We start from the raw sequence: 25,882 nt of genomic DNA, 5'->3' as shown, positions 1-25,882 counted from the left end.
GGTCAGATGTCGGTGACGCGCAGCCCGGCGTGGGCCTTGTAGCGGCGGTTCACCGAGATGATGTTCGCGGTGAGCGCCTCGACCTGGTGCGCGTTGCGCAGGCGGCCGCCGTACACGCCGCGCACGCCCGGGATCGACTCCGCGAGCGCCTGCACGGTGTCGGTGGCCTCGCGGTCGTCGCCGAGCACGAGCACGTCGAGGTCCACCTTCTCCACCGACGGGTCCATGAGCACGACCGCCGACACGTGGTGGAAGGCCGCGACCACGCGGCTGTCGGGGAGCACCGCGGCGGCCTGCTGCGCGGCGCTGCCCTCCTCGACGGCCAGCGCGTACGCGCCCTGCTTGTCGAAGCCGAGCGGGTTGACGCAGTCGACCACGATCTTCCCGGCGAGCTCCTGACTGAGCGACTCCAGCAGCGCCTTGTGCCCCTCGTACGGCACCGCGACGATCACCAGGTCGGCCGCGGCGGCGACGGCGGCGTTCTCGTCGCCGGTGGCGCCGTGGCCGATGGACTCGGCGGCCTCCCTGGCGCGTCCGGCGCTGCGCGACCCGATGAGCACCGGGTGCCCGGCCAGCGCGAACCTGCGTGCCAGCCCCTTGCCCTGGTCGCCGGTGCCGCCCAGGATGCCGATGGAAAGCCCGTTCACGTCTGTCATAGGCCCGATCATGCCACCCGGGGTGGGTCGCGTGGCGGACGCCCCGGGGTCGTCCGGCCCGCCACGCCGGTGACGAAGGACGCGAATCGCCCTCCCCTCGGGGCCGGGCCGGGGCACCATGGAGCCATGGACTCAGGTTCGGTGGCCTTCCTGCGCGAGCTCCTGTCCGGCACCGGCTGGCTCGAACACGCCCGCGAGCTGGGCGCCGCCCTGCGGGCGACCCGCTCACCCGGGGGTCTGCTGCTGGTCGGCACCCCCGACGACGAGCCGTGGCACCTGACCGCGCACCTGGACGACGAGGCCAGGCTGTCGGGCCTGCGGCAGCTGTCGCCGACGCTGGTGCGGTGGTCGCCTCCTGCCGACGCCCCCGCGCACCTGCGGGTGGGGCTGGAACGCATCGAGCGGGCCGCCAGGGGCGAGACGCTGTTCGTGGTGGCCGAGCGGCAGGCGCCCGCGCCGCTGCTGGAACGCGTCGACGACGCCCGGCGCACCGGCGCCACCGTCCTGGCCCTGGAGGGCGGCGACGCGGAGCTGGCCGGGCTGGCGCACGACGCGATCGCGGTGCCGCCACGCGGCCTGGTGACGTTCGACGGCGCGCAGCACCTGGTGAGCGCGGCGGCAGGGGAGGTGGAGCAGCGGCCGACGCTCCGGGCGCGCCTGGCCCGCCTCCTCGACAAGGTCAGCGGCCCCCAGGTGACCGACTGACTCCTCGGCGAGGTCAGCGCCCGCGGGTGGCCGGCTGCCCCTCGGTCAACCGGCGGCGGCCGGCTCCTCCGAGGCGGGCCGCTCCTCCCGCCGCCCCCGCAGGTGGGCGCTGATCGGCGCCTGGAGCGCCGCCGTCGCCTCCTCGATCGCGCCGATCACGACCGCCTGCACGGGGTCGGGCTCTCCCGACCTGGTACGCCCCACCCGGGTGACCGTGTCGAGGCGGCGCGAGCCCACGTCGCGCACCTCGGTCACCCGCACCTCGCCCTCGGGCACGTCCAGCAGGGCCAGGGTCGGCACGATCGCGACGCCGTGCCCCGCCGCGACCAGCGCCAGCGTCGGCCCGAACTCGGTCACCACGTGCACCTTGCGCGGCTCGAACCCGTGCAGCGCGGCCAGCCGGTCGAGGGCCTGCCCGCACGCCTGGTCGGGCTCGCCCGACACCCACGGCACGTCGGCGAGGTCGGCGACGGAGCGGATGGCGTGCGGCCAGTCGGGGGGCACCACGATGCGGTACTCGTCGACGTAGAGGGGGCGGGTGGCGAGCGACGCCTGCGACAGCACCGGCCGGGCCATGTCCTGCTCGGTGATGAGGACGTCCACGGCGCCGAGCCTGAGTTCCTGGAGCGCGGGCTGGCCGTAGATCTCGTGGATCAGCGGCGTGATGCGGGGGTGCCGCTGCGCCAGCGCCCGCATGGCGGGCACCAGCATGTGCTTGATGACGGTGGGGAAGGCGGCGATGCGCACCGGCCCGGCGATGCGCTCGGTGAAGCGGGTCAGCTCGCGCCTGGCCTCGGCCAGTTCCTCCTCGACGCGCTCGGCGTACCCGGCGAGGACTCGGCCCGCCGGGGTCAGGGAGACGCTGCGCTGGGAACGGTCGATGAGCGCGAGCCCGACCTCGCGTTCGAGCTGGGCCAGCTGCTGCGACACGGCGGAGGGGGTCAGGTAGAGGGCCTCGGCCGCCCGCATCACGCCGCCGCGGCGCGCGACCTCGCGCAGGATGCGCAGCCGCCGCGGATCGATGTCCATGCAGGTCACCTTACGCCCGTCTTTAACGAATCCTTATTTGTGCAGGACGGCGGGACCTCCGGACAATGGCCGCCATGGATCTCCTGCTCGCGGCCGTCGGTTGGATCGGCGCCGCCCTGCTCCTGGCCGGCTACGCCCTGGTCTCGACGTCGCGCCTGTCGGGCGACGGGCTGCCCTACCAGGTCGTCAACCTCGTGGGCGCGGTCGCCCTGATGGTCAACAGCGCCTACAACGCGGCCTGGCCGTCGGCGGGGCTGAACCTCGTCTGGGCGGTGATCGGCGTCGCCGCGCTGGTCAAGCTGGCCAGGGTGGGGGTGGCCAAGTGATCGTCGAGCTGAGCCACCGCATCGTCGAGGGGATGGTCACCTACCCGGGCATCCCAGGCCCCCGCCTGGCCATGCACCTGACCAGGGAGGACTCCCGCGAGCTGTACGCGCCGGGCACCGAGTTCGAGATCGGCGTGATCACGCTGGCCGCCAACACCGGCACCTACCTGGACGCGCCCCGCCACCGCTACGCCGGCGGAGCCGACCTGTCGCAGGTGCCGCTGAGCAGCCTCGCCGACCTGCCCGGCCTGGTGGTGCGGGCGGAGGAGGAGACGCGCGCCGGGGCCCGCGAGGTGCGCCTCGACCCGTCGCTGGACGTGCGCGGGCGGGCCGTGCTCGTCCACACCGGCTGGGACCGCCGCTTCGGCACCGACGCGTACTTCTCCGGGCACCCGTACCTGGCGCCCGAGTCGGCCGCGTGGCTGGCCGAGCAGGGCGCGGCGCTGGTCGGCATCGACTCGCTCAACATCGACGACACCCCGCCGCGCGGGCCGCGCCCCGCCCACACGGCGCTGCTGGCCGCCGGCATCCCCGTGGTCGAGCACCTGACGGGGCTCGGCGCGCTGCCCGGCGAGGGCTTCCGCTTCCACGCCGCGCCGCCCATGGTGGCGGGCATGGGGACGTTCCCGGTCAGGGCCTACGCGGTCGTGCCCGAGGAGTCGTAGCGGGTTGACGCGGGCCGCAGGCGTACCTGCGCGTCGTGAGGACCGGCCGGGCCGAGCCAGGTCGTGAGGGCGGTCCGCAGAGCGTCCAGGTCCGGGCGCTCGCCGGCGCGGGCGACCCAGGCGACATGTCCGTCGGGACGGATGAGGACGGCGTCCGCGCCGAGATCGGAGCCTTCGGCCGGACGGGCGCGGACGAGATCGACCCGGTCCGCCCAGCCGGTCACGACGGCGTCGAGCGGCGGGAGGCCGCCGAGATCCAGCAGCGCCGCACGGGCGCGGTGCAGAAGCTCGTGGACGCGGCCGTGTCCGAGGTCGAGATCCGGGATCCGCCTGCCGAGGAGGTCGTCCGTCCCCTCCATCGGATACCTGACGTCGGTGGCCGTGATCATTGCGGCCAGGCGCAGCCGTACCTCGTCGATGCCGATGAGGTCGCCCAGCACCTCGCGCAGGGCGGAGGTGTGCTCGTCCACCCGCCACAGCGCGGTCTGGGCGCGGGTGTTCTGCAGGACGCGGGCGGCGACCGGGTGGCGTTCGGCCTGGTAGGTGTCGAGCAGCAGGTCGGGGCTCCGGCCGTGGACGACGGCGGCGAGCTTCCAGCCGAGGTTGACGGCGTCCTGCATGCCGGTGTTCAGGCCCTGACCGCCCGCCGGGAAGTGGATGTGCGCGGCGTCGCCGGCGAGGAGAACGCGGCCCTCGCGGTAGCGGGCGGCCTGGCGGGCCGCGTCGCCGTGCCGGGAGAGCCAGCGCGGCGAGTGCATCCCGAAGTCCGTCCCAGCGATCTTGATCAGGGCCGCGCGGAGGGTCTCCAGGGTCACCGGTTCGTCCCGGTCGGCGACGTGATCGAACTCGCTGGTCAGCACCCGGTACCAGTCCGGGCCGAACGACAGCACCGAGAAGCTGCCGTGCTCGCGCCGTTCCTGGAAGATGTCGTCCGCGGGCGGCTCGGCGAGTTCGACGTCGCCGAGCAGAGCGGTCATCGTGGCCGGGGTGCCGGGGAACTCGATGCCCGCGAGCCTGCGCACGGTGCTGCGGCCGCCGTCGCAGCCGACGAGGTAGCCGGCCCGGACCCTCGACCCGTCCGCCAACTCCACCGTGACGCCCTCGTCGTCCTGGGTGAACCCCGCCACCTCGGCGCCGCGCCTCAGCCGTGCGCCGGCCTCCGCGGCGCGCTCCTCCAGCAGCCGTTCCACCTCGGACTGCAGGATGAAGAGAAGGTACGGATGCCGCGTCCTCATGTCGGACACGTCGAGCGGGAGGCCGGAGAAGTGCACGCCCTGCCTCGGCCGTCCGCGCTCGAGGAACCGGTCGAGGAGGCCCCGCTGGTCGAGCGTCTCCATCGTGCGGATGTGGAGACCACCGGCCCGCGACTCCACCGTCCGGCGCTCCGTGAGACGCTCCAGCACGAGCACGTCTACCCCGGCGAGCCGCAGCTCGCACGCGAGCATCAGCCCCGTCGGCCCCGCCCCGGCGATCACTACCTGTGTGTCGGTCATGGTCAACTCCTTGTGCCTTGATGAGGTGTGCCGGTCCGGGCGGGACTACCGGGTGATCTGACGCGGAACCGCCACCGCGAGCAGCTTGTCGGGGTTACGAATGGCGTAGAAGTGGGTGATCCTCCCGTCGGCGATCTCGATCAGGAAGACGCCTTCCACCCGCTCGCCGCCGACCACCATCGCGGGCGTGTTGTTGCAGTTGACCGTCTCGATCCGCAGGCTCCCCAGCCGCTCCAGGCGGAACATGGTCATGAGGACCCCGGCCACCCTCTCCGCGCCCACCACCGGCCGGCGCGCCGCGGTGGTCCTGCCGCCGCTGTCGGCGGTCCAGGTGACGTCCGGCGCGAGCAGCGAGAGCAGCCCTTCCAGGTCACCGGTCGCCGCCGCGGTCATGAACCGCTCGGTGATCTGCGCGGTCGTCGCGGCGTCGGCGGGTTCGAAGCGCTTACGCCGTGCCTGAACGTGCCCGCGGGCGCGGTGCGCCATCTGGCGCACCGTCGCCGCGGACCTGCCCACCGCTGTGGCGATGTCGTCGTAGCCGAAGCCGAACACCTCGCGCAGCACGAACACCGCGCGCTCATCGGGGGTGAGCGTTTCGAGCAGCACGAGCATCGCCATCGACACCGACTCGGCGAGCACCACATCGGCTGAGGCGTCCTTCTCGTCGAGCAGCAGCGGCTCGGGCAGCCACGAGCCGACGTAGTCCTCGCGGCGGCGGGCCCCCGCCCGCAGGGCGTTGAGCGCCTGACGGGTCACCAGCTGCGCCAGGTACGACTTGGTGTCCCGCACCGTCGCCAGATCCACTTCGGCCCACCGCAGGTAGCTGTTCTGCAGCACGTCGTCGGACTCGGTCACCGAGCCGAGCAGCTCGTAGACGATCGTGAACAGCAGCGGCCGCAACAGGGTGAACCGCTCGGCGTGCTCGTCGGCGCTCACGGGGAGGTGACCACCCGCGCGGCGGAGGCCGGCTGCCCGGGACGCGGGCCACCCCTGGGCCAGCCCATGGAACCCGGCTCGCGGGCCTCGCGGCGGATCCTCTTCTCCACGACGTACCTGCAGGTCACCTCCTTGATCATCGCACCGATCCGGCCGCCGATGTAGACGTTCACCGCGGTGTCGTCCTTACGCGCGAGCTGCCGGATGCCGGCCCGCCGGCCGAGGCTGACGCACGCCCCCGTGAAGGCCAGATCGATCACCGCCGGTTCGGTGCCCGCGATGCGGCTCAGCACGGTGTCGGCGGCCCGTGCGCCGAGCGGCCCGGCGGCGTAGCCGCTCATCCGCAGCGGCCGGCCCGACGGTGCGGCTGCGTCGCCCGCCGCGACCACGCGGTCGTCGTCGACGCTGGTCAGCGTCTCGTCGGTGAGCAGCCGGCCGAGCGCGTCGGTGCGCAGCCCGCTCGCCGCCGCCAGCTCAGGCACGCCGAAACCGGCCGTCCAGACGGTCAGCGCGCTCGGACGCACCGCACCGCCGACGACGACCGCGTCCGGCCGCACCTCGCTCACCGCGGCGGCCTCGACGACGGCGACACCGTGCCGGGACAGCCAGGTGGCGATGTATCGGCGAGCGGAGGCGCTGAACGACGGTGCCAGGGCACGGCCGCACACCAGCGTGACCGTGCGTCCTTGCTCGGCCAGCTCGGCGGCCGTCTCGACGCCGGTCAGCCCGCCGCCGACCACGGTGACAGGAGCGTCGAGAGGCAGCTCCTCCAGCCTGGCACGCAGCCGCCGCGCGTACTCGAACTCGGCGATGTCGAACCCGAACTCGGCCGCTCCGGGCACCGACGACGGCACGGCCCTGGTGCTGCCGACGGCGTAGACGACGTAGTCGTAGTCCAGGGTGCGGCCCGACTCCAGCCGCACGCGGCGGGCGGCGGTGTCGATGCGCGTGGCGCTGTCGACGACCAGGTGGACGCCCTCGCCGAGCAGCGTGCCGTAGTCGATCGTGGCGTCGCCGGTGCCGGCCGCGAACTGGTGCAGCCGGATGCGTTCGACGAACTCCGGGCGCGGATTGACCAGCGTGATGTCGACGTCGTCGCGCATCCGCAGGCGGTTGGCCGCGAGCGTTCCTGCGTACCCGCCACCGATGACCACGACCTTGTGGGGTGTGTTGCGTTCACTCATGTCCTCAGGACACCGCCGATCGCTGAGACGTGACAGGACGGTACGTGACACGCGTCACTCCCCTCAGCCGTGGTCGCTCGCGACCGTCCTCAGAATCCGATGGCTTCGCGGAGGAGGAGGACGGTGCCGCGCCCGGGGCGGGCTTCCGCGTTGAGCACGAGGAGACGGTTGACGGCGCTGGGCCACCCGTGGACCGCCTGGGTACGGGCGCTCTCCAGCGGAAGGCAGTGCTCTTCGACGCGGCGCAGAGCGGTGGGCAGGTCGGGCACCACCTTCTGCGCCCCGACGATCCAGATCGCCCGGGCGGCGCCGCCGGCGTATCCGGGGAGCTGGCTCCCGCTGCCCGAGGCGACCACGAGCGAGCCGGTCTCTGTGACCGCGTGGACGCTGCCCATGATGACGTCGGGGGTGGACGTCAGCCGCCGGATCTCGTCCTGTTCGGTGCCGCGGTCCATGGCGAGGACGCGTGGCCTGACGGCGTCGTACCGTCCGCTGGTGTTGATGTCGGCCTCGATGCCGGACAGCCGGAGGGTTTCGCTGGCGCCGGTGAACACGCTGGCGCCCTCGGGTATCAGGTCCTCGACGCGGGCGCGCGCGGCGGCGACGTCGTCGAGGATCTCGACGGTGAACCCGTGCGCGGCCAGCGCGTCGGCCGCCCGCTCCAGGTGTTCCGCGGGCGCGGGGTCGGCGAAGCGTGTCGCCGGGATCGGGGTGGTCATGGTGCCTCCTGGGCCTGTGGTGAGGTGAGACGTGTTCGTCCCACCTCCTCGACAGGACAGCGCGCCGGAATGTCAGGCGGCGCCCCGACCTCACATTCCGGTGCGCTGTCCTGTCGAACAGGTGAGGGCAGACGCGACCGAGGGAGCCACCGGCACCATGAACACCCGATCCTGGCCAGGGAACCGCCGACCCGGTCCGGTGCCGGACGCGGTCACGGGCGAGCGGGGCCGGCTGATCAACCTCGCCTACCGGCTCCTCGGCTCCCTGGCGGAGGCCGAGGACGCCGTGCAGGAGACCTACGCCCGCTGGTACGCGATGTCCGCGCAGCAGCAGGACGCCGTCGAATCGCCCGGCGCCTGGCTGACGAAGGTCGCCGGCCGGGTCTGCCTCAACGTGCTCGGCTCGGCACGGGTGCGGCGAGAGACCTCCGTGGGCGAATGGATCCCGGAGCCGTTGCCCGAACCGGGCGAGTGGACGGACGGTCGGCCGGGCGGCGGCACCGCCGACCCCGCCGACCTGGTCACCCTGGACGAGTCGGTCAGCATGGCGTTCCTGGTCGTGCTGGAGTCGATGACCCCGGCCGAGCGCGTCGCGTTCGTCCTGCACGACGTCTTCCGCTACTCCTTCGCCGAGGTGGCCGAGATCGTCGGCCGCACCCCGGCGGCGTGCCGCCAGCTCGCCTCCTCGGGCCGCCGCCGCGTGCGCGCGTCACAGCCTTCCCCGGCGCCGGCGCCCCGGCAGGCCGCCGTCGTCAGGGGCTTCAGGCGGGCCTGGGAGGCCGGGGACATCGACGCCCTGGTCGGCCTGCTCGACCCCGATGCCACGGTCATCGCCGACGGTGGCGGCGTCGTCGTGCGGCGCCCGCGGGTCGAGGGCGGCGAGCAGGTCGCGCGCGCCTGCGTCGAGCTGACCGGCCGGGCGCCCGGCCTGACGATCCTGGAGCGCACCGTCAACGGCCGGCCCGGTCTGGTCGCCCAGCAGGACGGCGCCACCACGGCGGTGCTGGCCTTCGACGTCGCGGGCGACCGCGTCACGCGCGTCTGGGCGGTGTTCGACCCTGCGAAACTCCGCGCCTGGACCAGAGGCTGACGCCCGGCGGCCAGCCTGACCGCGGGTCAGCCGCAACCCACGCCGCCGGGCCGCCGTCAGCCGGGACCCACGCCGCCTGACCGCAGGTCAGCCGGAACCCACGCCGCCGGGCCGCGGGTCAGCCGGAACCCGCGCCGTCGCCGGCAGGCGCACGGCGCGGCGGTCTCCCCGAGTCAGGTCCGCGCAGGCTCTAGTCGTCGTCCTCCTCGGCCTCGTCCCACGCCTTGTTGCGTTCGGCGGCGCGCTGCAGAGCGCCCGCCGCCTCCTCCTGGGTCGCGTACGGACCCATGCGGTCCTTGTTGGGGCAGCCCTGGTCGGGCTCGACCCGCATGTGTGTCAGACAGAACCACCACTGGCCTTCGGTCACGCGACCAATTCTGCCCCGTAGACTCATGTTTCATGACGACACTGCTCCAGCCCGGGCGAGTTTCCCCGATGCGAAAGGTTCCCCCGCAGATCGAGCGGCCGGAGTACGTCGGCAGGAAGCGTCCCAAGACCGGCGAGCCCGACGTCAAGACCCCCGAGCTCATCGAGCGGATGCGGGTGGCGGGCAGGATCGCCGCGCAGGCCCTGGAGGAGGTGGGCCGGCACGTCGCGCCGGGGGTCACCACCGACGAGCTCGACCGCATCGGCCACGAGTTCCTCCTCGACCACGGCGCCTACCCGAGCACGCTCGGCTACCGCGGCTACCCCAAGTCGCTGTGCACGTCGATCAACGAGGTCATCTGCCACGGCATCCCCGACGACACGGCGCTGCGCGACGGCGACATCGTCAACGTCGACATCACGGCCTTCATCGGCGGGGTCCACGGCGACACCGACGCCACGTTCCTCGTGGGCGAGGTCGACGAGGAGTCGCGGCTGCTGGTCGAGCGCACCCGTGAGGCGATGATGCGCGGCATCAAGGCGGTCGCGCCCGGCCGCCAGCTCAACGTGGTGGGCCGCGTCATCGAGGCGTACGCCAAGCGGTTCGGCTACGGCGTGGTGCGCGACTTCACCGGCCACGGCATCGGCACGACGTTCCACTCGGGCCTCGTCGTGCCCCACTACGACGACCCGTCGCTGCGCGTGGAGCTGGTGCCCGGCATGACGTTCACCATCGAGCCGATGCTGACGCTCGGCGTGATCGAGTACGACATCTGGCCCGACGGCTGGACCGCGGTGACGAAGGACCGCAAGCGCACCGCCCAGTTCGAGCACACGATCGTCGTCACCGAGACCGGCAGCGAGATCCTCACCCTGCCGTAGCCACCGCGCGTCACAGCGGCCGCCGCGCGTCTCGACGGCCGCCGCGCGTCACGGCGGCTCGTAGCCTGTCACGGCGGCCCGCAGGGGGTCACTGCGGCCTGCCGTCAGGCGGCCGCCGGCACCACGCCGCTGACCGTCGTGCCCTCGCCTTCCACGCCGTGCACCGACAGCGTGCCGCCGACCTCGGCGAAGGCCGCCCGCATGCGGGCCACCCCGCTGCCCGCTGCGGCTCCCGCCAGCCCCTGGCCGTCGTCGCTGATGGTCAGGCGCAGGCCGCTCCTGCCCGCGGTCACCGCGATCGCCACCGTACGGGCCCTGCTGTGCCGCTCGACGTTGGACAGCGCCTCGTCGAACACCGTCAGCACCGCCGACGACACCCGGGCCGGCACGTCGGTGGCGGGCAGCGCCCACGTCTCGACGGTGACCCCCGTGCGTTCGGACCACTCGGCGAGGCGGCTCTCCAGGGCCTCGGCCAAACTCCGTCCCCCGCGCATCCGCGTCTCTTCCGACACTGGTTCTCGCCTTCCTGCGCCCCCGGGCAGCCGGCCCCCTCTCCGGCCGCGCCCGTGACGCGGTGCGCACCTCCCCGGCGCGGGCGCGGCCGGGACCACTGCCGGGGTGATGCGTGTCTGCCCTGCTAGGAAGGCTACCCGCCGGTCAGGAACCTGTCGGCCGAAGATAGAAGGCCATGGCCGATCCGCTACTCCCCGTTGTCGGCCCGGTTGAGACGCGCGAGGTAGGCGTTGTAGGAGTCGAGCTCGGAGTCGCCGGTGCCGGCTCTGTCGGCCCTGTCGGCCTGGCGGTCGGTGCGGCGGGCCTTCCTGTCCTCGTCGCCGTACCACTGGAAGGCGATGGCGAGCAGCACGATGAGCGTGGGGATCTCACCGAAGCCCCAGGCGATGGCGCCGCCGTCCTGCTGGCTCTGCAGCAGGCTCGACCCCCAGGCGCGGCCGAGCTGCTCGTACCAGCCGGAGGCGATGACGGTGCCGGTCATCATCAGGGCGATGCCGAAGAACGCGTGGAAGGGCATCGTCACGAAGAGCGTCAGCAGCCGCCCGACGTACGGCAGGCGGTTGGGCGCCGGGTCGACGCCGACGATCACCCAGAAGAACAGCGCCCCGCTGATGAGGAAGTGCAGGGTCATCCAGATGTGGCCGAGGTGCTCCTTCATCGCCGCCTCGAACAGCGGCGTGAAGTACAGCCCGTACGTCGAGGCCACGAAGATGGACGTGGCGATGATCGGGTGGCTGAGGACCTTGACGACCTGGCTGTGCAGGATCGTGGTGAGCCACTCCCGCGGCCCCCTGTCGCCGCGCCTGGCCGCCGGCTTGAGCGCGCGCAGCGCCAGCGTCACGGGCGCGCCGAGCACCAGGAAGATCGGCACGACCATGGAGAGGGTCATGTGCTCGATCATGTGGACGTCGAACATGACCTTGGCGTACCTGGCGAGGCCGCTCTGCGTGGCGAAGACCAGCACGGCCACGCCGAGGAACCACGACACCGTGCGTCCCCACGGCCAGCGGTCGCCGCGGCGCAGCAGCCTGGCGACGCCGGCGCCGTACAGGCCGGCCAGCGCCAGGGCCACGGCCGCGAAGAACAGGTCGAACCACCACAGCGAGAACACGTTAGGCAGGGAGTACGGCGGCGGCATGGGGAAGCCGAGCAGCTCGTAGGCGCGGTCGGCGGGGGTGGTGAAGTCGGGCGGCGGCGTGCGGGACAGCGCGACGGCCAGGCCGACGGTGGCGAGCATGAGCATCGCCTCGCCGCCGGCCAGGCGGGTGAAGGAGCGGGGCCGCCCGGCCCGCAGCCCGGCCAGCGTGCGCTGGCGGTGCCACCAGCCGACGTAGCCGAGCAGCACGAACGCGACGATCTTGGCGGTGGCCAGCTTGCCGTAGTCGGACGTCCACAGGTCGGAGACCGCGCCGAGCCGCGCCACCAGGCTGAACACGCCGGACAGGCCGACGGCGGCGAAGCACCACATCGCCATCCTGGAGAAGCGGGCCGCGGCGACGTCGAGCTGCTGCTGCCCGCTCACCGCGTGCACGGCGAGCACGACCAGGCCGCCCACCCACAGCGCGAGCGCGAGCATGTGCAGCGACAGCGACGAGGTGGCCAGGTCGTGGTTGGGCGAGGAGGACGTGTGGCCGGTCAGCGGGGGCGGCAGCAGCGTCACCAGGGCGAGCACGAGCAGCGCCGCCGCCGCGCCCGAGGTGATCGCGCCGCGCGAGAACAGCGCGATGGCCACGCCGAACAGCACGACGAGGGTGAGCGCCACGCCCTGCGTGGTCTGGGTGGCGTAGCTGGTGAGGTAGACGCTGTTGAAGATGTCGGGGACCGAGCGGCCCCACGACTCGGCGGTGCTGAAGACGATCGCGAGGAACGCCCCGCCCGCCCAGGTGAGCCCCGACCACGAGGCGGCCCTGACGTAGCGCTGGGCCGCGGCCCCGAGCACGCCCTTGTCGGCGGGCAGCAGCAGCGCGGCGGTCAGCAGCAGGCCGACGGTGACGACGCCCGCGGCGTCGAGGAGCACCTTCGACACCGGCAGCCCCCAGCGGACGATCACGCCCGCGTCGGGCAGACCCGGGATGATCCTGGGGAACGCCCTGCCGCCGGCGATCATGCCGAGCACCAGGGCGGCCACGGCGGCGACCGCCCCCGCGACACCCAGCCGCGCTGCCCTGCTCACGGCTTGCTCTTCCGCGCGCTCAGCAGGAACCCGATGCCGATGCCGACGAGCGCGCCGACCACGATGATCAGCCAGACGGGGAAGGACGTCCCCTCGCCGGAGGCGGTCTGCGCGGCGGGCGCGGCGGGCGGGCTCGCCGCGGCGCTCTGCGACGCCTCAGGCGTGGCCGGGGGCACGGAGGCGGACGCGGATGCGGACGCGGACACCGAGGCGGACGCGGACGGCGTGGCGGACGCCGAGGGCGCGCCCTTGACCGTGAACGGGATCTCACCCTCGATGGGGTGCCCGTCGGACGACACGACGCGGAAGGCGATCGTGTACGCCCCGTCGGGCAGGGGCCCCTCGACGGCCTGCGTCACGACGGAGCCGTCGACCTGCGGCTCGCCGCGCTGGTGCTGGGCGTCGCCGGCACCGCGCACGATGACGAACGGCATGCGCACGCCGGCGCTGAACTCCAGCTTGACCTCGTCGAGCGTCTTCACCGTGGCCCCCTTGGCCGGGGTGCTGCTCTTGAGTGTGTCGTGCGCCAGGGCCGGGCCGGCCGTGACGATCACGAACAGGGCGGCGAGAATCGCGGCGGCGGCCGCGAGCGGGGATCTCTTCATGACACCCCCAAGGCTACCGACGCCACCGCCCGGTCCGGACTCCGCCGTTAAACTCCCGCGCAGGCCAGCGCCCGCTGGTACGACTCGACGGCCGCGTCGGAGTCGCCGAGCCGCTCCAGCGTCTCGGCGGTGGCGTACCAGGAGCTGGCCGACTGCATGGAGCCGGGCAGCGGCTCCAGCGAGGCGCGCACCCGGGCGACGTGCCGCTCGGCCTCGGCGAAGTCGCCCCGCGCGCCGTACGCGAGCCCGAGCAGCAGCCCGGCCTCGGGCTCCTGCCCGACCTCCGTGTCGGTGAGCATCGCGTCGGCGGCGAGACCGTGGCGGATCGCCGCCTCGGAGTCGCCGCTCATGAGCTCGACGCAGGCCAGCTCGGCCAGGGCCTGGGCCCTGTTGCCGCCGCTCGTGGCGCTCTCCTCGTGCTCGGTGACCGCGCGGGTGAGCAGGTCGCGCAGCTGGCCGGCGTCCTGGGGGCGGGCGCGGCGGAAGATCTGCGCGTAGGAGACGCGCATCCTGGCGAGGAACCGCGGGTGGGCCGTCTCGGTGTGCAGCGCGAGGGCCCGCTCGGCGAAGGTCAGCGCCTCCTCTCGGTGGCCGGTGTGGCTCGCGGTGTAGGCGGCGTTCCAGTTGGCGGCGGCCATGGCCCTGGGCGTGCCGAGGGTGTCGGAGGCGTTCAGCAGCTCGGCGGCGAACTGGCGGGCCCGCAGGTGGTCGCCCCGCACGATGTAGGCGCCGAGCAGCGTGGAGCCCAGCTCGACCAGCAGGTCGGACCAGGCGGGGCGGGTGGCGCCGCCCAGGATGCTCTCGCCGATCTCGACGGCCTCGGTGAGCCGGTTGCTCTCGCGGTAGGCGCGGCACAGCGCGATGGCGATCTCGATGCGGCGCTCCGCCGGGACGTCCTCGCCCTGCAGGCGCAGCAGGATCGCGATGGCCTCGTCGCGGTCGCCGCACGCCTCGGTGGCGAGGGCGAGCCCGAATTCGGTGTCTTGACGAAGAGCGGTCAGACCTGTCAGGTTGTTGTTCGCCAGAAGCTCGGCGAAGCGGGTGCGGGCCTCGGAGACCTCACCGTTCTCCAGCGCGAGCCTCGCGTAACCGAGCGCCAGTTCGATGTCCTCCATCTGCTCGGCGGTCACGCCGTTGATCAGATAGGACAGCGAGCAGTCGAGCTTCTGCGCCAGCAGCTCCAGAACGGCAGGGGTAGGGGTACGCTTACCGCTCTCGATCAAGGAGACGTAGCTGTCAGACAACTCGGGGTGCGCAAGCTGCGCCTGCGACAGCCCACGCTGCCGCCGGACAGTCTTAATACGGAGTCCGACCAGGTCAGATGTGGTCACAGCCGCCGCTCCTTGAGATGATGACGTCCAAGCAACACACCTAGGCGAGGGAGAACCCCCATGCGCACGCGTATCGCCCTGTCCGCACTTGCTGCCTTGCTCACGGCCTTCGTGACCGTCGCAGGCAATAGTACGGCCGCCCAGGCTCAGTCGTCTGCCCCTGCCGTCCAGCTCGGCGACGCACTCTGCTGCTAGCCGGCGTCCGGCCGGGGACGCACGACCGCCCGCTCGCCCGACGAGCACGGTTCAGGTGGGCGGCGCGGTGTCCCTGAGCGCGAGGAAGAAGTCGACGCGGTCCGCCATCGCCGACAGGTTCCTGCCCGTGAGCTCCTCGATCCTGCGGACGCGGTAGCGGACCGTGTTGACGTGCACGTGCAGCCGTTCGGCGCACGCGTTCCACGATCCCGCGCAGTCGAGGAACACGCCGAGGGTGCGCACCAGCTCCGACTGGTGGCGGCGGTCGTAGTCGAGCAGCGGCGACAGCAGCCGCGACGAGAACGACCGCCGCACGTCGCCCGGCACGGTGGCCAGCAGCAGCGCGTGCGTGTAGATCTCGTCGCTCGTCACCACCCCTCCCCCTCGGGCCTCCGCCAGCCGTCTGGCGTGGCCCGACTCCTCGATCCCGCCCTTGACGCCGGCGGCGCCCGTCAGCGCGCCGCTCAGCCCGCAGCAGACGCGCGTGCCCGGCAGGGCGGACAGCACGCCGGCCCCCGCCCGCAGCCGCGCGGCGAGCCGCCCGACGGTGGCGCCGCGCAGCGGCACGAGGGCGACGGCCCCGCCCGGCCCGTCGGCCGCCACGATCTCGCGGCTCAGCAGTTCCTCCACCACCCTGCCGCCGAGCGTGACCGGGTCGGGGCCGCGCGTCGCGCCCGGCCTGGCGGCGGTGACGTTCACGACGGCGTACGGTTCGGCGGCGTCCAGGCCGCAGGTGCGCAGCCGCGCGTTCAGCTCGGAGGGGTCGGCCCCGGCGAGCGCGGCCCCGACGAGCTGCCCGGCGAGCCGGCGCTCGACCCTGCGGCCCTCCTCCATGCGCCCGCGTTCGAGCGCGACGCAGGCGGCCAGCTCGTGGCCGAGGTCGGCGCGGCCGAGCAGGTCGCCGTCGCAGGCGAGCGCCCATCCCGCGGCGCGGTGCCCGCGCCCGACCCCGAAGATCGTCCTGCCGTGCGCGTACGCGGGGAGCCTGGGCGCGGTCAGGTACGCCCTGGCGAGGGCGGCGGGGTCGGGGGCGGAGCCGGCGACCACCTCGCCCGCGGCGGAGATGACCGCCCCGGTGACGCCGAGTTCGGCGGCGGTCAGCTCGAACAGCTCGCGCAGGCCGGCGCCCTCGGCGATGGCCGCCACGAGCCTGCGGTGCCGGCCGAGGGCGTCGCGGGCGTCGCGGGCGTCCGCCGACAGGCCGGGCGCGGCCAGCTCGGCGACCCTGCCGAACGACACCTCCGTCGGCACCTCGACGACCGGCAGCCCGGCGGCCTCGCAGGCCGCGACCAGGTCGGCGGGGACGTGGCCGAGCCTGGCCAGGCCCGCGCCGACGGCGGCGGCCCCCGCCCTGGCCAGCGCGGAGGCGAAGCGGGCCGAGTCGCCGGGCGCGTGCCGCCACATGAGGCCGGTGAGCACCAGCTCGCCTCCCGACAGGTAGCGTCCGGGCTCGGGCAGGTCGGTGATGTGGACGGCGCCGAACTCGCGGTGCGGGTCGCCGGTCAGCAGCGTGAGGCGCAGCTCGCCGATGGCGAGCAGGTCACTGATGCGCACTTGGAGGAATATACAATCCCGCAGGTCGGACGCTGACCGGGATTTCACGCGACGCGCATAGGACCGGCCGGGCCGCGGTGCTCTACTCGGAGGATGACCGAGACGGCTGACACCGCGCTGCACGGCGTGGGCGTGAGCGCGCGCCGGCCCGACGCGACGCTGAAGGTGACCGGCGAGTTCGCCTACGCCTCCGACCTCTGGCTCGACGGCATGGTGTGGGGCGTGACGCTGCGCAGCCCGCACCCGTCGGCCTGGATCAGGTCGATCGACGTGGGCCCCGCGCTGCGCGTGCCCGGCGTGCTGGCCGTCCTCACCCACGAGGACGTGCCCGGCGAGAAACGCTACGGGCTGGAACGCAGGGACCAGCCGGTGCTCGCCGTGGACGAGGTGCGCCACCAGGGCGAGCCGGTGGCGCTGGTGGCCGCCGACCACCCCGAGACGGCCCGCAGGGCGGCGGCCCTGGTCGCCGTGGAGTACGAGCCGCGCCCCGCCGTCACCGACCCCCGCCTGGCCACCGAGGTCGTGCGGCGCCAGCCGGTGCGCAGGGGCGAGGTGTTCGAGGCGGACGTCGTCGTCACCGGCGAGTACGAGGTCGGCATGCAGGACCAGGCGTTCCTCGGGCCTGAGTCGGGGCTCGCCGTGCCCGCCGAGGACGGCGGCGTGGACCTGTACGTCGCCACGCAGTGGCTGCACGTGGACCGCGACCAGCTCGCCCCCTGCCTGGGCCTGCCGCCGGAGAAGGTGCGGCTGACGCTCTCGGGCGTCGGCGGCGCGTTCGGCGCCAGGGAGGACCTGTCGATGCAGGTCCACGCCTGCCTGCTGGCCCTGCGGCTGAACCGTCCCGTGAAGATCGTGTACGGGCGGGAGGAGTCGTTCTTCGGCCACGTGCACCGGCACCCGGCCAGGATGCGCTACGAGCACGGCGCCACCCGCGACGGGCGGCTCGTCTACGTCAGGGCGGACATCCTGCTCGACGGCGGCGCGTACTGCTCCTCCTCCCCCGCCGTCGTGGGCAACGCCGCCTCGCTCGGCGTGGGGCCGTACGAGGTGCCGAACGTGGACGTGGTGGCGACCGGCGTCTACACCAACAACCCGCCGTGCGGGGCGATGCGCGGGTTCGGCGCGGTGCAGGCGTGCTTCGCGTACGAGTCGCAGATGGACCGGCTGGCCGAGGCGTGCGGCCTGTCGCCGGTCGAGATCAGGCGGCGCAACGCCGTCTCCCAGGGCTCGTCCTTGATCACAGGGCAGGTGGTCGACTCGCCGGCGCCGCTCGCGGAGATGCTCGGCGAGCTGGAGTCGCTGCCGATGCCGGGGCCGCGCGGCCGTGACCTGCAGGACCTGCGGGACCTGCCGGGCGGCGTCTCGCAGACCACGCACGGCGAGTCGGTGCGGCGCGGCGTCGGCTACGGCGTCGGCATCAAGAACATCTGCTTCTCCGAGGGCTTCGACGACTACTCCACGGCCGTGGTGCGGGCCGAGCTGGTGGGCGGGGAGCCGCACGTCACGGTGCGCACGGCGGCGGCCGAGGTGGGTCAGGGCCTGGTGACGCTCCAGGCCCAGATCGCGCGGACCGAGCTCGGCATCGCGGACGTGACGGTGGCCACCGCGGACACGTCCGTGGGGTCCGCGGGCTCGTCGTCGGCGTCCCGCCAGTCGTACGTGACGGGCGGCGCGGTGAAGCTGGCCTGCGAGGCGGTGCGGGCCCGTTTCGAGGGGCTGCCGCCGCGGGAGGCGCTGGAGCGGTCCGGGCCGATCGAGGAGACGCGGGTGTTCAGGCACCGGCCGACGTACCCGCTCGACCCCCGCACCGGGCAGGGCGACAGCCACGTGCAGCTCGCGCTGTGCGTGCACCGGGCGGTCGTGGACGTGGACGTCGAGCTGGGCCTGGTCAAGGTGGTGGAGCTGGCGGCCGTGCAGGACGTCGGCCGGGCGCTCAACCCGCAGGCGCTGGAGGGGCAGATCCACGGCGGGTCGGCGCAGGGGCTGGGCCTGGCGCTGATGGAGGAGATCCGGGTGCGCGACGGCCGGGTGCTGAACCCGTCGTTCACCGACTACCTCATCCCCACGGTCCTCGACATGCCGCCCATGCGGCTGAAGATCCTGGAGTTCCCCGACCCGGCGGCGCCGTACGGGCTGCGGGGGGCGGGTGAGCCGCCGACGCTGTCGTCCACGCCGGCCATCGCGGCGGCGGTGCGGGCGGCGACCGGGCTCCGGTTGACGCGTGTTCCGATCAGGCCGGAAGATATCGCCTTGTCCAATCACGGGGAGGTATCTGATGGCTAGCGCGCGTGAAGCCGCCGAGGCCGAGTTCAAGCGTTTCGACACCGACGGCGACGGCCTGCTGACCGCGGACGAGATCCGGCAGGCCAACCAGGCGCTCGGCGGTGAGGGCGCGTCGGAGAGCGAGATCGAGGCGTTCATCCAGTCCGCGGACCGCGACGGCGACGGCCGTGTCGCACTGGAGGAGTTCGTCGCCCTGGTCGGCCACGGGCGGCACGAGAAGGCATGACCCTCGGCCCCGCCGGGTAGGCAGTGATCGTTCCCCCCGACGGCGAGGGGGGACGAGCGTGCTCGACAGGTTCTTCGAGCTCACCGGGCGGGGCACCACCGTGGGCCGCGAGGTGCGTGGCGGCGTCACCACCTTCATGGCGATGGCCTACATCATCCTGCTGAACCCGATCATCCTCGCAGGGGCGCGCGACGTCACGGGCGCCAAGCTCTCGATCGCGCAGCTCACCACCTCCACGGCGCTGGCGGCGGCCGTCTCCACGCTGCTCATGGCGTTCGTCGGCAACGCGCCCTTCGGCCTGGCCGCGGGCCTCGGGCTGAACGCGGTGGTGGCCTACCAGGCCGCGCCGTACATGACGTGGGCCGAGGCCATGGGCCTGGTCGTGCTCGAAGGGCTTGTGATCATCATCCTGGCGGTCACCGGCCTGCGCGCGCTCATCATGAACGCGATCCCGCTCGCGCTCAAGCACGCCATCAGCGTGGGCATCGGGCTGTTCATCGCGCTCATCGGCCTGGTGGACGCCGGGTTCGTGGCGCGCGGCACCGGCACGCCCGTGCAGCTCGGCGCGACCGGCCACCTCACCGGGTGGCCCGTCGCGGTGTTCTGCTTCGGCCTGCTCCTCATGATCGTCCTGTACGTGCGCAGAACGCCCGCCGCCATCCTGCTCAGCATCGCCGTGACGACCGTGCTGGCCGTGGCCGTGAACGCGGTCGCCAGGATCGACCCCGCCGCGTGGGGCGTCGTCGTGCCGCGCGTGCCGGCGTCGCTGATCTCGGCGCCGGACTTCGGGCTGGTCGGACGGTTCGACGTGTTCGGCGGTTTCGTCAGGGCGGGCGCGCTGACGGCGACCGTGGTGCTGTTCACGCTGGTCCTGTCCGGGTTCTTCGACGCCATGGGCACGATCATCGGCGTGAGCGACGAGGCCGGGCTGGTGGACGAGCAGGGCAGGGTGCCGCGGCTGGGCCGCATCCTGACGGTGGACGGCGTGGCCGGCGTGATCGGGGGCTCGGTGAGCGCGTCGGCGAGCACGGTGTTCGTGGAGTCGGCGGCGGGCGTGGGCGAGGGCGCGAGGACCGGGCTGGCCAGCATCGCCACGGGCGTGCTGCTGGGAGCCACGCTGCTGTTCACGCCCATCGCGGCCGTGGTGCCCGCCGCGGCGGCCGCCCCGGCGCTCGTGCTGGTCGGCGCGCTGATGATGACGCAGTGCAGGAACGTGCCGTGGGAGAACATGGAGCTCGCGGTGCCGGCATTCCTCACGATCGCGCTGATGCCGTTCACGTACTCGATCACGAACGGCGTGGGCGCCGGGGTGATCGTCTACACGCTGATCAAGGCGGCGAGGGGGAGGTTCGCCGAGATCCCCTGGCTGCTGTGGGTGGTGTCGGCGGTCTTCCTCGCCTACTTCGGCATCGCCGGGGTGGAGAAGCTGCTGTCGTAGAGGCCCTGGCTGCCCGGTGTCAGCGCAGGTCGGCGCTGTTGCAGGCGACGCCGTTGCCGTCGACGTCGGTGTACCAGGAGTACTCCTCGTGGAGGCCCTTGCTGTAGGGGCCGTAGCCCTGGGCGACGGCCTCCTTGCAGGAGCCCAGGCGGGGGTCGGGGGTGCGTCTGCCGCCGGAGGCGGGGTTCGTCCTCGGGGGGCCGCCGCCCGGGTCGCCGGTGCCACCGGTGCCACCGGTGCCGGTGGTGCCGGTGGTGCCTGAGTTCGTCGAGCCGGTGGTGCCAGGGTTCGTCGTGCCCGGGTTCGTCGTGCCAGGGTTGGTGGCTCCCGGGTCGGTGCCGGGCTGGGACGCGGGCGGCGACGCGGCGGGTGAGGCGGCGGGCGAGGCGGGCGGCGAGGCGCTGCTCCCCAGGAGGACCGCCGCCAGCTCCTCGGCGTCGGCCTGGGAGAAGCCGGTGATGCTGAGGCTGTCGCCGTCCATGCCCTGGGTGACGATCGGCGCGGCCACGACGGTCTTCGGCGCGTCGGGCTGTTCGGGCGCGAGGACGACGGCGACCTGCCGCTGCTCGGCCACCTGCTCGTCGATGAGCTGCACCAGCTTCTCCTTGAACCCGGCGGCGACGGCGATGCGGACGGAGTACTGGCCGTTCTTCTCCCGTACGGACTGGATGCGCTGCACCGCGAGGACGGTGACGCCGTCCTCCAGGAGGTAGCAGGTGGTCTGCGCCTCGTCGAGCACGGCCTGCTCGCCGGGGCACGGCGCGGGCTTGGTCTCGCGGACCGGCGCGAAGTGGATGGGCGTCGCCAGCCGCTGCGGAGGCGCGCCGCCGAGGAGCGGCACGTCGGGGCTCTTCGTCATCAGCACGGCGACGGTGGCGAGCACTCCGGCGACCAGGACGACGAGGACGAGCGCGACGATCAGCACGATGGTGGTGAGTCGGCTGGCCTTCGGCTCCCCCGGTGCCGCGGGCGGCGGCTGTTCCGGCTTGTCCATCGATGGCGACCTCATCCTGACGTTCGGGCTGCGGGTGAGCCTATCGAGGACGCGCCCCGCCCAGGTAATCAGCCGACCACCGCATTTTTCACCACTTGCGAGGAACAATGGTGAAAAGCGACAAATGTCGAGAGATCCCACGCGAACGGGAGATGACCATGAAGGTCGGCGTTCCCCGCGAGGTCAAGAACAACGAGTACCGGGTGGCGCTCACCCCGGCGGGCGTCCACGAACTGGTCAGGCACGGGCACCAGGTCCTCGTCGAGCGCGAGGCCGGCATCGGCTCCGCGATACCCGACGAGCAGTACGAGGCCGCGGGAGCGGTCATCGTCCCCGACCCGGACACCGTCTGGGCCGACTCCGACCTGATCATGAAGGTGAAGGAGCCGGAGCCCGAGGAGTACCACCGGATGCGCAAGGAGCAGGTGCTCTTCACGTACCTGCACCTGGCCGCCTCCCCGTCCTGCACCCAGGCGCTGCTCGACTCGGGCACCACCGCGGTGGCGTACGAGACCGTGCAGACGCCCGACGGGGCGCTGCCGCTGCTCGCGCCGATGTCCGAGGTGGCCGGGCGGCTCGCCCCGCAGGTCGGCGCGTACCACCTGATGCGCTCGGAGGGCGGCAGGGGCGTGCTGATGGGCGGCGTGTCCGGCGTGCGGGCGGCGAACGTGGTGGTGATCGGCGCGGGAGTGTCCGGCATGAACGCCGCCGCCATCGCGCTCGGCATGCAGGCCGAGGTGGTGCTGCTCGACAGGAACATCGACAAGCTGCGGCAGGCCGACCTCATCTACCAGGGGCACTGCCAGACCGTCGCCTCGAACACGCTGGAGATCGAGAAGGCCGTGCTGGAGGCCGACCTGGTCATCGGCGCGGTGCTCGTGCCCGGCGCCAAGGCGCCCAAGCTCGTCACCGACGACCTGGTCAGCAGGATGAAGCCGAACTCGGTGCTCGTCGACATCGCGATCGACCAGGGCGGCTGCTTCGAGGGCTCCCGGCCGACCACGCACGACGAGCCGACGTACCGGGTGCACGACTCGATCTTCTACTGCGTGGCCAACATGCCGGGCGCCGTGCCGCACACCTCGACGTTCGCGCTGACGAACGTGACGCTGCCGTACGCGCTGGCCATCGCCCACCAGGGGTGGGCGGCCGCGATGCGGCAGGACCGCGCGCTCGCGCTCGGCCTGAACACGCACGAGGGCCGCCTGGTGAGCCAGCCGGTCGCCGAGGCGCACGGCCTGGAGTGGACCCCGCTGGACGAGGTGCTCGGCTAGACCGGCCCCGCGCCCGCGGAAACCGCCGAACGCGGGCGAGCCCGGGAGATCATGCGTTACTCTGTGTGACCATTCGCCGCAGAGCGCGAAGCGGGCGGGGGTCCGGCGCCAAGGGAGGGGGAGCCGGGCCCCGCGTCTGCTCCTACTTGCTCTGGGTGGGCGACGGGGAGATGGTCTCCATCGGCGTCTGCTGGTCGGCCTTCGGCTCCGGCGGCAGCGCCGCCTGGTCGGCCGTCGTGGTGATGGCGTACTCCCCGCCGCACGTCGAGCCCGGCTCAGGGGTGTCGGGGCCGTTCTGGTACTTCTTGATGAACGCGCCGAGCTTCGGGTCCTCAGGGTCGTCCAGCTTGAGCTGGTGGTTCCACGACGACACCACGATCGGCGACGCCAGGTTCGGGAACGGGCTGACCAGCATGTAGTCCTGCTGCCCCGTGGAGGTCGCGACCTTCTTCAGCGCGTCGACCTTGGCCTTGGGCAGGTCGGGCCGGTAGGTGATCCAGATGGCGCCGTGCTCCAGCGAGTGCACGGCGTGCTCGCTGTGGATCGGCTTGTCGTAGACGGCGCACTGCTGCCAGTAGTTGTTGTGCTCGCCGCCCGCCGGGGGCGTCTCCTTGTACGACACCGTCTTCCAGACGTGCTGCCCGCCCTCGTACTTGAAGCTCGCGACGGCGTCGAGCGAGGTCTCCTTGGCCTGTTTGACCAGGTAGAAGCCGACCAGGCCGACGAGCAGGACGATGACGAAGCCACCGGCTCCCCACATGAGCAACGCGGCGCGGCGTTCCTTCCGCCTCTGCTCCGCCCGCATCTTCTGCAGATGCTCGCGTCGCGCCTGCGCCTTCTCCCTCGTCATCGTTCCTCCATCGGTGTGCCAACCTCGGGCATCGCCGTGCAACTTCGGGTCACCCTATGCCTTCCAGGCGTATGCAGAGAATAAGAGCGGGGCAAGCGGCTCATCGCCGCCTTATGCGCGTGCTCGGTACGCTGGACGGGCCATGGATAAGCCCGCCAAGAAGACCCTTCTGGCCGCCTGCGCCGTGCTCGTGCTCGCCGCCGCGGCGTTCCTGCTGCTCGCCCGCGACGGCACCCCCGGCGACACCTCCCCGGAGGCCGGGTTCGCCCGCGACATGGCCACGCACCACGCGCAGGCCGTCGACATGTCGTTCGTCATCAGGGACGAGAGCCAGGCCAGGGAGATCAGGAACCTGGCCTTCGACATCATCAACACGCAGTCCAACCAGCGCGGCATGTTCCTCGGCTGGCTGGAGCAGTGGGGGCTCACCCAGGCGGGCGACCAGCCGCCGATGGCCTGGATGAGCGGCCACCCGCACGGCGGCTCCGCCCAGGCGGCCACCGGCGCCGGCACGATGCCCGGGATGGCGTCGCCGCAGGAGCTCGCCAGGCTCAAGGAGCTGAAGGGCGCCGAGGCCGAGGTGCTGTTCCTCCAGCTCATGATCCGTCACCATGAGGGTGGCGTGGAGATGGCCGAGGGCGTGCTCAAGCTGTCCAAGCGGGACGAGGTGGTGCGCATGGCGCAGAAGATCATCCAGGGGCAGAGCGGGGAGATCAAGCTGATGACCGACCTGCTGCGCAAGCGCGGCGCCGAGCCCCTCCCGTCGATACTCAAGTGAGCGCCCTCCATGAGCCACGAAGATGAGGCACGGAGATGAGCCGCGAAGTCGAGGCACGGAGATGAGGCACGGAGATGAGCGGCTGACGTGAGCGCCGACGCCGTCGTCGTGGGGTCGGGGCCGAACGGCCTCGTCGCCGCTCTCCTGCTGGCCCGCGCCGGGCGCAGGGTGCTGCTGCTGGAGGGGGCGGAGCGGTTCGGCGGCGGCCTGCGCTCGGGCCCGCTGACCCTGCCGGGCCACGTCCACGACCTCGGGGCGACGGTGATGGCGATGGCCCTGGCCTCCCCCGCCTTCCACGACCTCGGCGTCTCCGCCGCCACCGGCGCCCCCGCCTTCCACGACCTCGGCGTCTCCGCCGCCACCGGCGCCCCCTCCTCCCCCGGGGGCGGCGCGGCGGCTGGCGGGTTCGCGCCGTTGCGCGGGGTGGAGTTCGCGCATCCGCCCGTCGCGGCGGCCCATCCGCTCGACGGCCGGCCGGCCGTGCTCGTCCACCGCAACGCCGTGCGCACCGGCGAGGGGCTGGGCCGCGACGGCGCCGCCTGGCGGGCCGCCGCCGGCGCGGTCGCGCGGGCCGGGTTCCCCCTGATGGACCTCGTGCTGAAGCCGCTCGGCCCGTGGCGGGCGCCGCTCGGCACGTTCGCCGCCGCGGCCGCGTTCGGCGCGGCCGGCCTGCTGCCCGCCACGACGTTCGCCCGGCGGGCGTTCCGCACGGTCGAGGGGCGGGCGGTGTTCGCGGGCATGGCCGCGCACTCGGTGCTCGACCTGCGCGCACCCCTCACCACCGGCTACGGCCTGATGCTCGCCGGGCTCGCCCACCTGGTGGGCTGGCCGCTCGTCCGCGGCGGGTCGCAGGTGCTCGCCGACGCCCTCGTGGCCGCGCTGCGCGAGCTGGGCGGCGAGGCCGTCAGCGGCCACCCGGTGCGCCGCCTCGACGAGCTCTCCGCCGAGACGATCGTGCTCGACGTGACGCCCCGGCAGTTCCTCGCCATGGCGGACCTGCCGCCGCGCTACCGCAGGGCGCTGCGACGCCACCGGTACGGCCCCGGCGTGTTCAAGCTCGACTGGGCGCTCGACGGCCCCGTGCCGTGGCGCGACCCGGCGGTGGCGGGGGCGGGCACCGTGCACCTCGGCGGCACGCTGGAGGAGATCGCGCTCAGCGAGGCGGAGATGGCCGCGGGCCGCCACTCGCCACGCCCGTTCGTGCTGCTCGTGCAGCCGTACGCGGCCGACCCGACCAGGGGCGGCCACACCCTGTACGCCTACTGCCACGTCCCGAACGGCTCGGCCGTGGACATGACGGGGCGGATCGAGTCGCAGATCGAGCGGTTCGCGCCCGGCTTCCGCGACCGGGTGCTGGCCAGGCACGCGTCGGGCCCCGCCGACCTGGAGGCGGGCAACCCGAACCTGGTCGGCGGCGACATCGGCGGCGGGCTGGCCAGCCTGGTGCAGTTCCTCAGGCGGCCGGTGTGGTCGCCCGCCCCGTGGCGCACGCCCCTGCCGGGCGTGTTCCTGTGCTCGTCCTCGACGCCGCCGGGCGGCGGCACGCACGGCATGGGCGGCTGGCAGGCGGCCAGGCTCGCCCTGCGGGGCCGCTGAGGGCCCCGCAGGGGGCCGGGC

25 protein-coding genes are annotated in these 25,882 nt (G+C 73.2%); 11 read left to right on the top strand and 14 right to left on the bottom strand.

Going from position 1 to position 25,882, the window contains the following annotated elements:
* Positions 1-2 precede the first annotated feature (2 nt).
* Positions 3-656: an NADPH-dependent F420 reductase gene (npdG, locus tag BMX74_RS09360; protein ID WP_091099713.1), complete on the bottom strand. Its 654-nt coding sequence runs from the start codon at positions 654-656 to the stop codon at positions 3-5.
* 126 nt (positions 657-782) lie between these two features.
* Here npdG and BMX74_RS09355 point away from each other — a divergent pair, with 126 nt between their 5' ends.
* Positions 783-1,361, top strand: coding sequence for a hypothetical protein (locus BMX74_RS09355; RefSeq protein WP_091099710.1), 579 nt, complete (start codon positions 783-785; stop codon positions 1,359-1,361).
* Between the two features lie 45 nt (positions 1,362-1,406).
* Here BMX74_RS09355 and BMX74_RS09350 read toward each other — a convergent pair whose 3' ends face one another.
* Positions 1,407-2,390 carry a LysR family transcriptional regulator gene (locus tag BMX74_RS09350; RefSeq protein WP_091099708.1) on the bottom strand — a complete coding sequence of 328 codons (984 nt, stop codon included), beginning with the start codon at positions 2,388-2,390 and terminating at the stop codon, positions 1,407-1,409.
* A gap of 74 nt (positions 2,391-2,464) precedes the next feature.
* Between BMX74_RS09350 and BMX74_RS45475 the strand changes: the two genes are divergently transcribed.
* Positions 2,465-2,716, top strand: coding sequence for a CBU_0592 family membrane protein (locus BMX74_RS45475; RefSeq protein WP_055504066.1), 252 nt, complete (start codon positions 2,465-2,467; stop codon positions 2,714-2,716).
* Positions 2,713-3,381, top strand: coding sequence for a cyclase family protein (locus tag BMX74_RS09345; protein WP_256256848.1), 669 nt, complete (start codon positions 2,713-2,715; stop codon positions 3,379-3,381). Before BMX74_RS45475 ends, BMX74_RS09345 begins: the two co-directional genes overlap by 4 nt.
* On the opposite strand, the gene BMX74_RS09340 is transcribed toward BMX74_RS09345, so the two are convergent.
* The 4 genes from BMX74_RS09340 to BMX74_RS09325 form a co-directional block, all read right to left on the bottom strand.
* Positions 3,354-4,874, bottom strand: a complete 1,521-nt coding sequence (locus BMX74_RS09340) for an FAD-dependent monooxygenase (RefSeq protein WP_091099703.1) — start codon at positions 4,872-4,874, stop codon at positions 3,354-3,356. The two genes, BMX74_RS09345 and BMX74_RS09340, sit on opposite strands and share 28 nt — an antisense overlap.
* A gap of 45 nt (positions 4,875-4,919) precedes the next feature.
* The gene (gene sigJ / locus BMX74_RS09335) at positions 4,920-5,810 is read right to left on the bottom strand and encodes an RNA polymerase sigma factor SigJ (RefSeq protein WP_091099701.1); all 891 of its coding nucleotides are present in this window, start codon (positions 5,808-5,810) and stop codon (positions 4,920-4,922) included.
* Complete coding sequence (locus BMX74_RS09330) at positions 5,807-6,994, bottom strand: NAD(P)/FAD-dependent oxidoreductase (RefSeq protein ID WP_091099698.1); 1,188 nt, start codon at positions 6,992-6,994, stop codon at positions 5,807-5,809. Before BMX74_RS09330 ends, sigJ (BMX74_RS09335) begins: the two co-directional genes overlap by 4 nt.
* Before the next feature lie 89 nt (positions 6,995-7,083).
* Entirely contained in the window at positions 7,084-7,713 is a 630-nt protein-coding gene (locus tag BMX74_RS09325) for an LUD domain-containing protein (protein ID WP_091099696.1), read from the bottom strand.
* A 157-nt stretch (positions 7,714-7,870) separates the two neighbouring features.
* Between BMX74_RS09325 and sigJ (BMX74_RS09320) the strand changes: the two genes are divergently transcribed.
* On the top strand, positions 7,871-8,803 hold the full coding sequence (gene sigJ, locus BMX74_RS09320) for an RNA polymerase sigma factor SigJ (RefSeq protein ID WP_091099693.1): 933 nt from the start codon (positions 7,871-7,873) through the stop codon (positions 8,801-8,803).
* Between the two features lie 190 nt (positions 8,804-8,993).
* Here sigJ (BMX74_RS09320) and BMX74_RS09315 read toward each other — a convergent pair whose 3' ends face one another.
* Positions 8,994-9,197 (bottom strand): hypothetical protein, encoded by a 204-nt coding sequence (locus BMX74_RS09315; RefSeq protein ID WP_055503299.1) that lies wholly within the window; start codon positions 9,195-9,197, stop codon positions 8,994-8,996.
* Between the two features lie 5 nt (positions 9,198-9,202).
* On the opposite strand from BMX74_RS09315, the gene map reads away from it, so the two are divergent.
* Entirely contained in the window at positions 9,203-10,051 is an 849-nt protein-coding gene (gene map / locus BMX74_RS09310) for a type I methionyl aminopeptidase (protein WP_055503300.1), read from the top strand.
* A 104-nt stretch (positions 10,052-10,155) separates the two neighbouring features.
* Here map and BMX74_RS09305 read toward each other — a convergent pair whose 3' ends face one another.
* The 5 genes from BMX74_RS09305 to BMX74_RS09285 form a co-directional block, all read right to left on the bottom strand.
* Positions 10,156-10,527: an ATP-binding protein gene (locus BMX74_RS09305; RefSeq protein ID WP_055503301.1), complete on the bottom strand. Its 372-nt coding sequence runs from the start codon at positions 10,525-10,527 to the stop codon at positions 10,156-10,158.
* A gap of 224 nt (positions 10,528-10,751) precedes the next feature.
* Positions 10,752-12,737 carry a bifunctional copper resistance protein CopD/cytochrome c oxidase assembly protein gene (locus BMX74_RS09300; RefSeq protein ID WP_091099692.1) on the bottom strand — a complete coding sequence of 662 codons (1,986 nt, stop codon included), beginning with the start codon at positions 12,735-12,737 and terminating at the stop codon, positions 10,752-10,754.
* Positions 12,734-13,342, bottom strand: a complete 609-nt coding sequence (locus tag BMX74_RS09295) for a copper resistance CopC family protein (RefSeq protein ID WP_055503303.1) — start codon at positions 13,340-13,342, stop codon at positions 12,734-12,736. The genes BMX74_RS09300 and BMX74_RS09295 overlap by 4 nt, the downstream gene beginning before the upstream one ends.
* Positions 13,343-13,389: 47 nt before the next feature.
* Complete coding sequence (locus BMX74_RS09290) at positions 13,390-14,673, bottom strand: helix-turn-helix domain-containing protein (RefSeq protein WP_091099689.1); 1,284 nt, start codon at positions 14,671-14,673, stop codon at positions 13,390-13,392.
* A gap of 246 nt (positions 14,674-14,919) precedes the next feature.
* Positions 14,920-16,422, bottom strand: a complete 1,503-nt coding sequence (locus tag BMX74_RS09285; RefSeq protein WP_091099686.1) for a helix-turn-helix domain-containing protein — start codon at positions 16,420-16,422, stop codon at positions 14,920-14,922.
* A gap of 93 nt (positions 16,423-16,515) precedes the next feature.
* On the opposite strand from BMX74_RS09285, the gene BMX74_RS09280 reads away from it, so the two are divergent.
* The 3 genes from BMX74_RS09280 to BMX74_RS09270 are packed head-to-tail and all read left to right on the top strand — an operon-like array spanning position 16,516 to position 20,369.
* A complete protein-coding gene (locus tag BMX74_RS09280) occupies positions 16,516-18,705 on the top strand; it encodes a molybdopterin cofactor-binding domain-containing protein (protein WP_055503306.1) in 2,190 nt (729 codons plus the stop codon).
* A complete protein-coding gene (locus BMX74_RS09275; RefSeq protein ID WP_055503307.1) occupies positions 18,698-18,931 on the top strand; it encodes an EF-hand domain-containing protein in 234 nt (77 codons plus the stop codon). Before BMX74_RS09280 ends, BMX74_RS09275 begins: the two co-directional genes overlap by 8 nt.
* A gap of 58 nt (positions 18,932-18,989) precedes the next feature.
* Positions 18,990-20,369 carry an NCS2 family permease gene (locus tag BMX74_RS09270; RefSeq protein WP_091099683.1) on the top strand — a complete coding sequence of 460 codons (1,380 nt, stop codon included), beginning with the start codon at positions 18,990-18,992 and terminating at the stop codon, positions 20,367-20,369.
* A 19-nt stretch (positions 20,370-20,388) separates the two neighbouring features.
* On the opposite strand, the gene BMX74_RS09265 is transcribed toward BMX74_RS09270, so the two are convergent.
* The gene (locus BMX74_RS09265; protein WP_091099681.1) at positions 20,389-21,363 is read right to left on the bottom strand and encodes an excalibur calcium-binding domain-containing protein; all 975 of its coding nucleotides are present in this window, start codon (positions 21,361-21,363) and stop codon (positions 20,389-20,391) included.
* 158 nt (positions 21,364-21,521) lie between these two features.
* Here BMX74_RS09265 and ald point away from each other — a divergent pair, with 158 nt between their 5' ends.
* The gene (gene ald / locus BMX74_RS09260) at positions 21,522-22,637 is read left to right on the top strand and encodes an alanine dehydrogenase (protein WP_091099679.1); all 1,116 of its coding nucleotides are present in this window, start codon (positions 21,522-21,524) and stop codon (positions 22,635-22,637) included.
* 142 nt (positions 22,638-22,779) lie between these two features.
* On the opposite strand, the gene BMX74_RS09255 is transcribed toward ald, so the two are convergent.
* Entirely contained in the window at positions 22,780-23,487 is a 708-nt protein-coding gene (locus BMX74_RS09255) for a DUF3105 domain-containing protein (protein WP_055503310.1), read from the bottom strand.
* Between the two features lie 142 nt (positions 23,488-23,629).
* Here BMX74_RS09255 and BMX74_RS09250 point away from each other — a divergent pair, with 142 nt between their 5' ends.
* Together BMX74_RS09250 and BMX74_RS09245 are read left to right on the top strand one after the other, a co-directional pair.
* Positions 23,630-24,265, top strand: a complete 636-nt coding sequence (locus tag BMX74_RS09250; protein ID WP_055503311.1) for a DUF305 domain-containing protein — start codon at positions 23,630-23,632, stop codon at positions 24,263-24,265.
* 87 nt (positions 24,266-24,352) lie between these two features.
* Positions 24,353-25,861 carry a phytoene desaturase family protein gene (locus BMX74_RS09245; RefSeq protein ID WP_091099677.1) on the top strand — a complete coding sequence of 503 codons (1,509 nt, stop codon included), beginning with the start codon at positions 24,353-24,355 and terminating at the stop codon, positions 25,859-25,861.
* Positions 25,862-25,882 lie beyond the last annotated feature (21 nt).

It is taken from the genome of Nonomuraea pusilla, from assembly GCF_900109355.1.
GTDB classification, from domain to species: domain Bacteria; phylum Actinomycetota; class Actinomycetes; order Streptosporangiales; family Streptosporangiaceae; genus Nonomuraea; species Nonomuraea pusilla.
This window is presented reverse-complemented; position numbering and strand designations above follow the sequence as displayed.

What these genes read in the sequence shown, in the direction of transcription:
- npdG (WP_091099713.1), bottom strand. Translation starts at nt 656, where the DNA reads ATGACAGACGTGAACGGGCTTTCCATCGGCATCCTGGGCGGCACCGGC.
- BMX74_RS09355 (WP_091099710.1), top strand. Translation starts at nt 783, where the DNA reads ATGGACTCAGGTTCGGTGGCCTTCCTGCGCGAGCTCCTGTCCGGCACC.
- BMX74_RS09350 (WP_091099708.1), bottom strand. Translation starts at nt 2,390, where the DNA reads ATGGACATCGATCCGCGGCGGCTGCGCATCCTGCGCGAGGTCGCGCGC.
- BMX74_RS45475 (WP_055504066.1), top strand. Translation starts at nt 2,465, where the DNA reads ATGGATCTCCTGCTCGCGGCCGTCGGTTGGATCGGCGCCGCCCTGCTC.
- BMX74_RS09340 (WP_091099703.1), bottom strand. Translation starts at nt 4,874, where the DNA reads ATGACCGACACACAGGTAGTGATCGCCGGGGCGGGGCCGACGGGGCTG.
- BMX74_RS09330 (WP_091099698.1), bottom strand. Translation starts at nt 6,994, where the DNA reads ATGAGTGAACGCAACACACCCCACAAGGTCGTGGTCATCGGTGGCGGG.
- BMX74_RS09325 (WP_091099696.1), bottom strand. Translation starts at nt 7,713, where the DNA reads ATGACCACCCCGATCCCGGCGACACGCTTCGCCGACCCCGCGCCCGCG.
- sigJ (WP_091099693.1), top strand. Translation starts at nt 7,871, where the DNA reads ATGAACACCCGATCCTGGCCAGGGAACCGCCGACCCGGTCCGGTGCCG.
- BMX74_RS09315 (WP_055503299.1), bottom strand. Translation starts at nt 9,197, where the DNA reads ATGAGTCTACGGGGCAGAATTGGTCGCGTGACCGAAGGCCAGTGGTGG.
- map (WP_055503300.1), top strand. Translation starts at nt 9,203, where the DNA reads ATGACGACACTGCTCCAGCCCGGGCGAGTTTCCCCGATGCGAAAGGTT.
- BMX74_RS09295 (WP_055503303.1), bottom strand. Translation starts at nt 13,342, where the DNA reads ATGAAGAGATCCCCGCTCGCGGCCGCCGCCGCGATTCTCGCCGCCCTG.
- BMX74_RS09280 (WP_055503306.1), top strand. Translation starts at nt 16,516, where the DNA reads ATGACCGAGACGGCTGACACCGCGCTGCACGGCGTGGGCGTGAGCGCG.
- BMX74_RS09275 (WP_055503307.1), top strand. Translation starts at nt 18,698, where the DNA reads ATGGCTAGCGCGCGTGAAGCCGCCGAGGCCGAGTTCAAGCGTTTCGAC.
- BMX74_RS09265 (WP_091099681.1), bottom strand. Translation starts at nt 21,363, where the DNA reads ATGGACAAGCCGGAACAGCCGCCGCCCGCGGCACCGGGGGAGCCGAAG.
- ald (WP_091099679.1), top strand. Translation starts at nt 21,522, where the DNA reads ATGAAGGTCGGCGTTCCCCGCGAGGTCAAGAACAACGAGTACCGGGTG.
- BMX74_RS09255 (WP_055503310.1), bottom strand. Translation starts at nt 23,487, where the DNA reads ATGACGAGGGAGAAGGCGCAGGCGCGACGCGAGCATCTGCAGAAGATG.
- BMX74_RS09250 (WP_055503311.1), top strand. Translation starts at nt 23,630, where the DNA reads ATGGATAAGCCCGCCAAGAAGACCCTTCTGGCCGCCTGCGCCGTGCTC.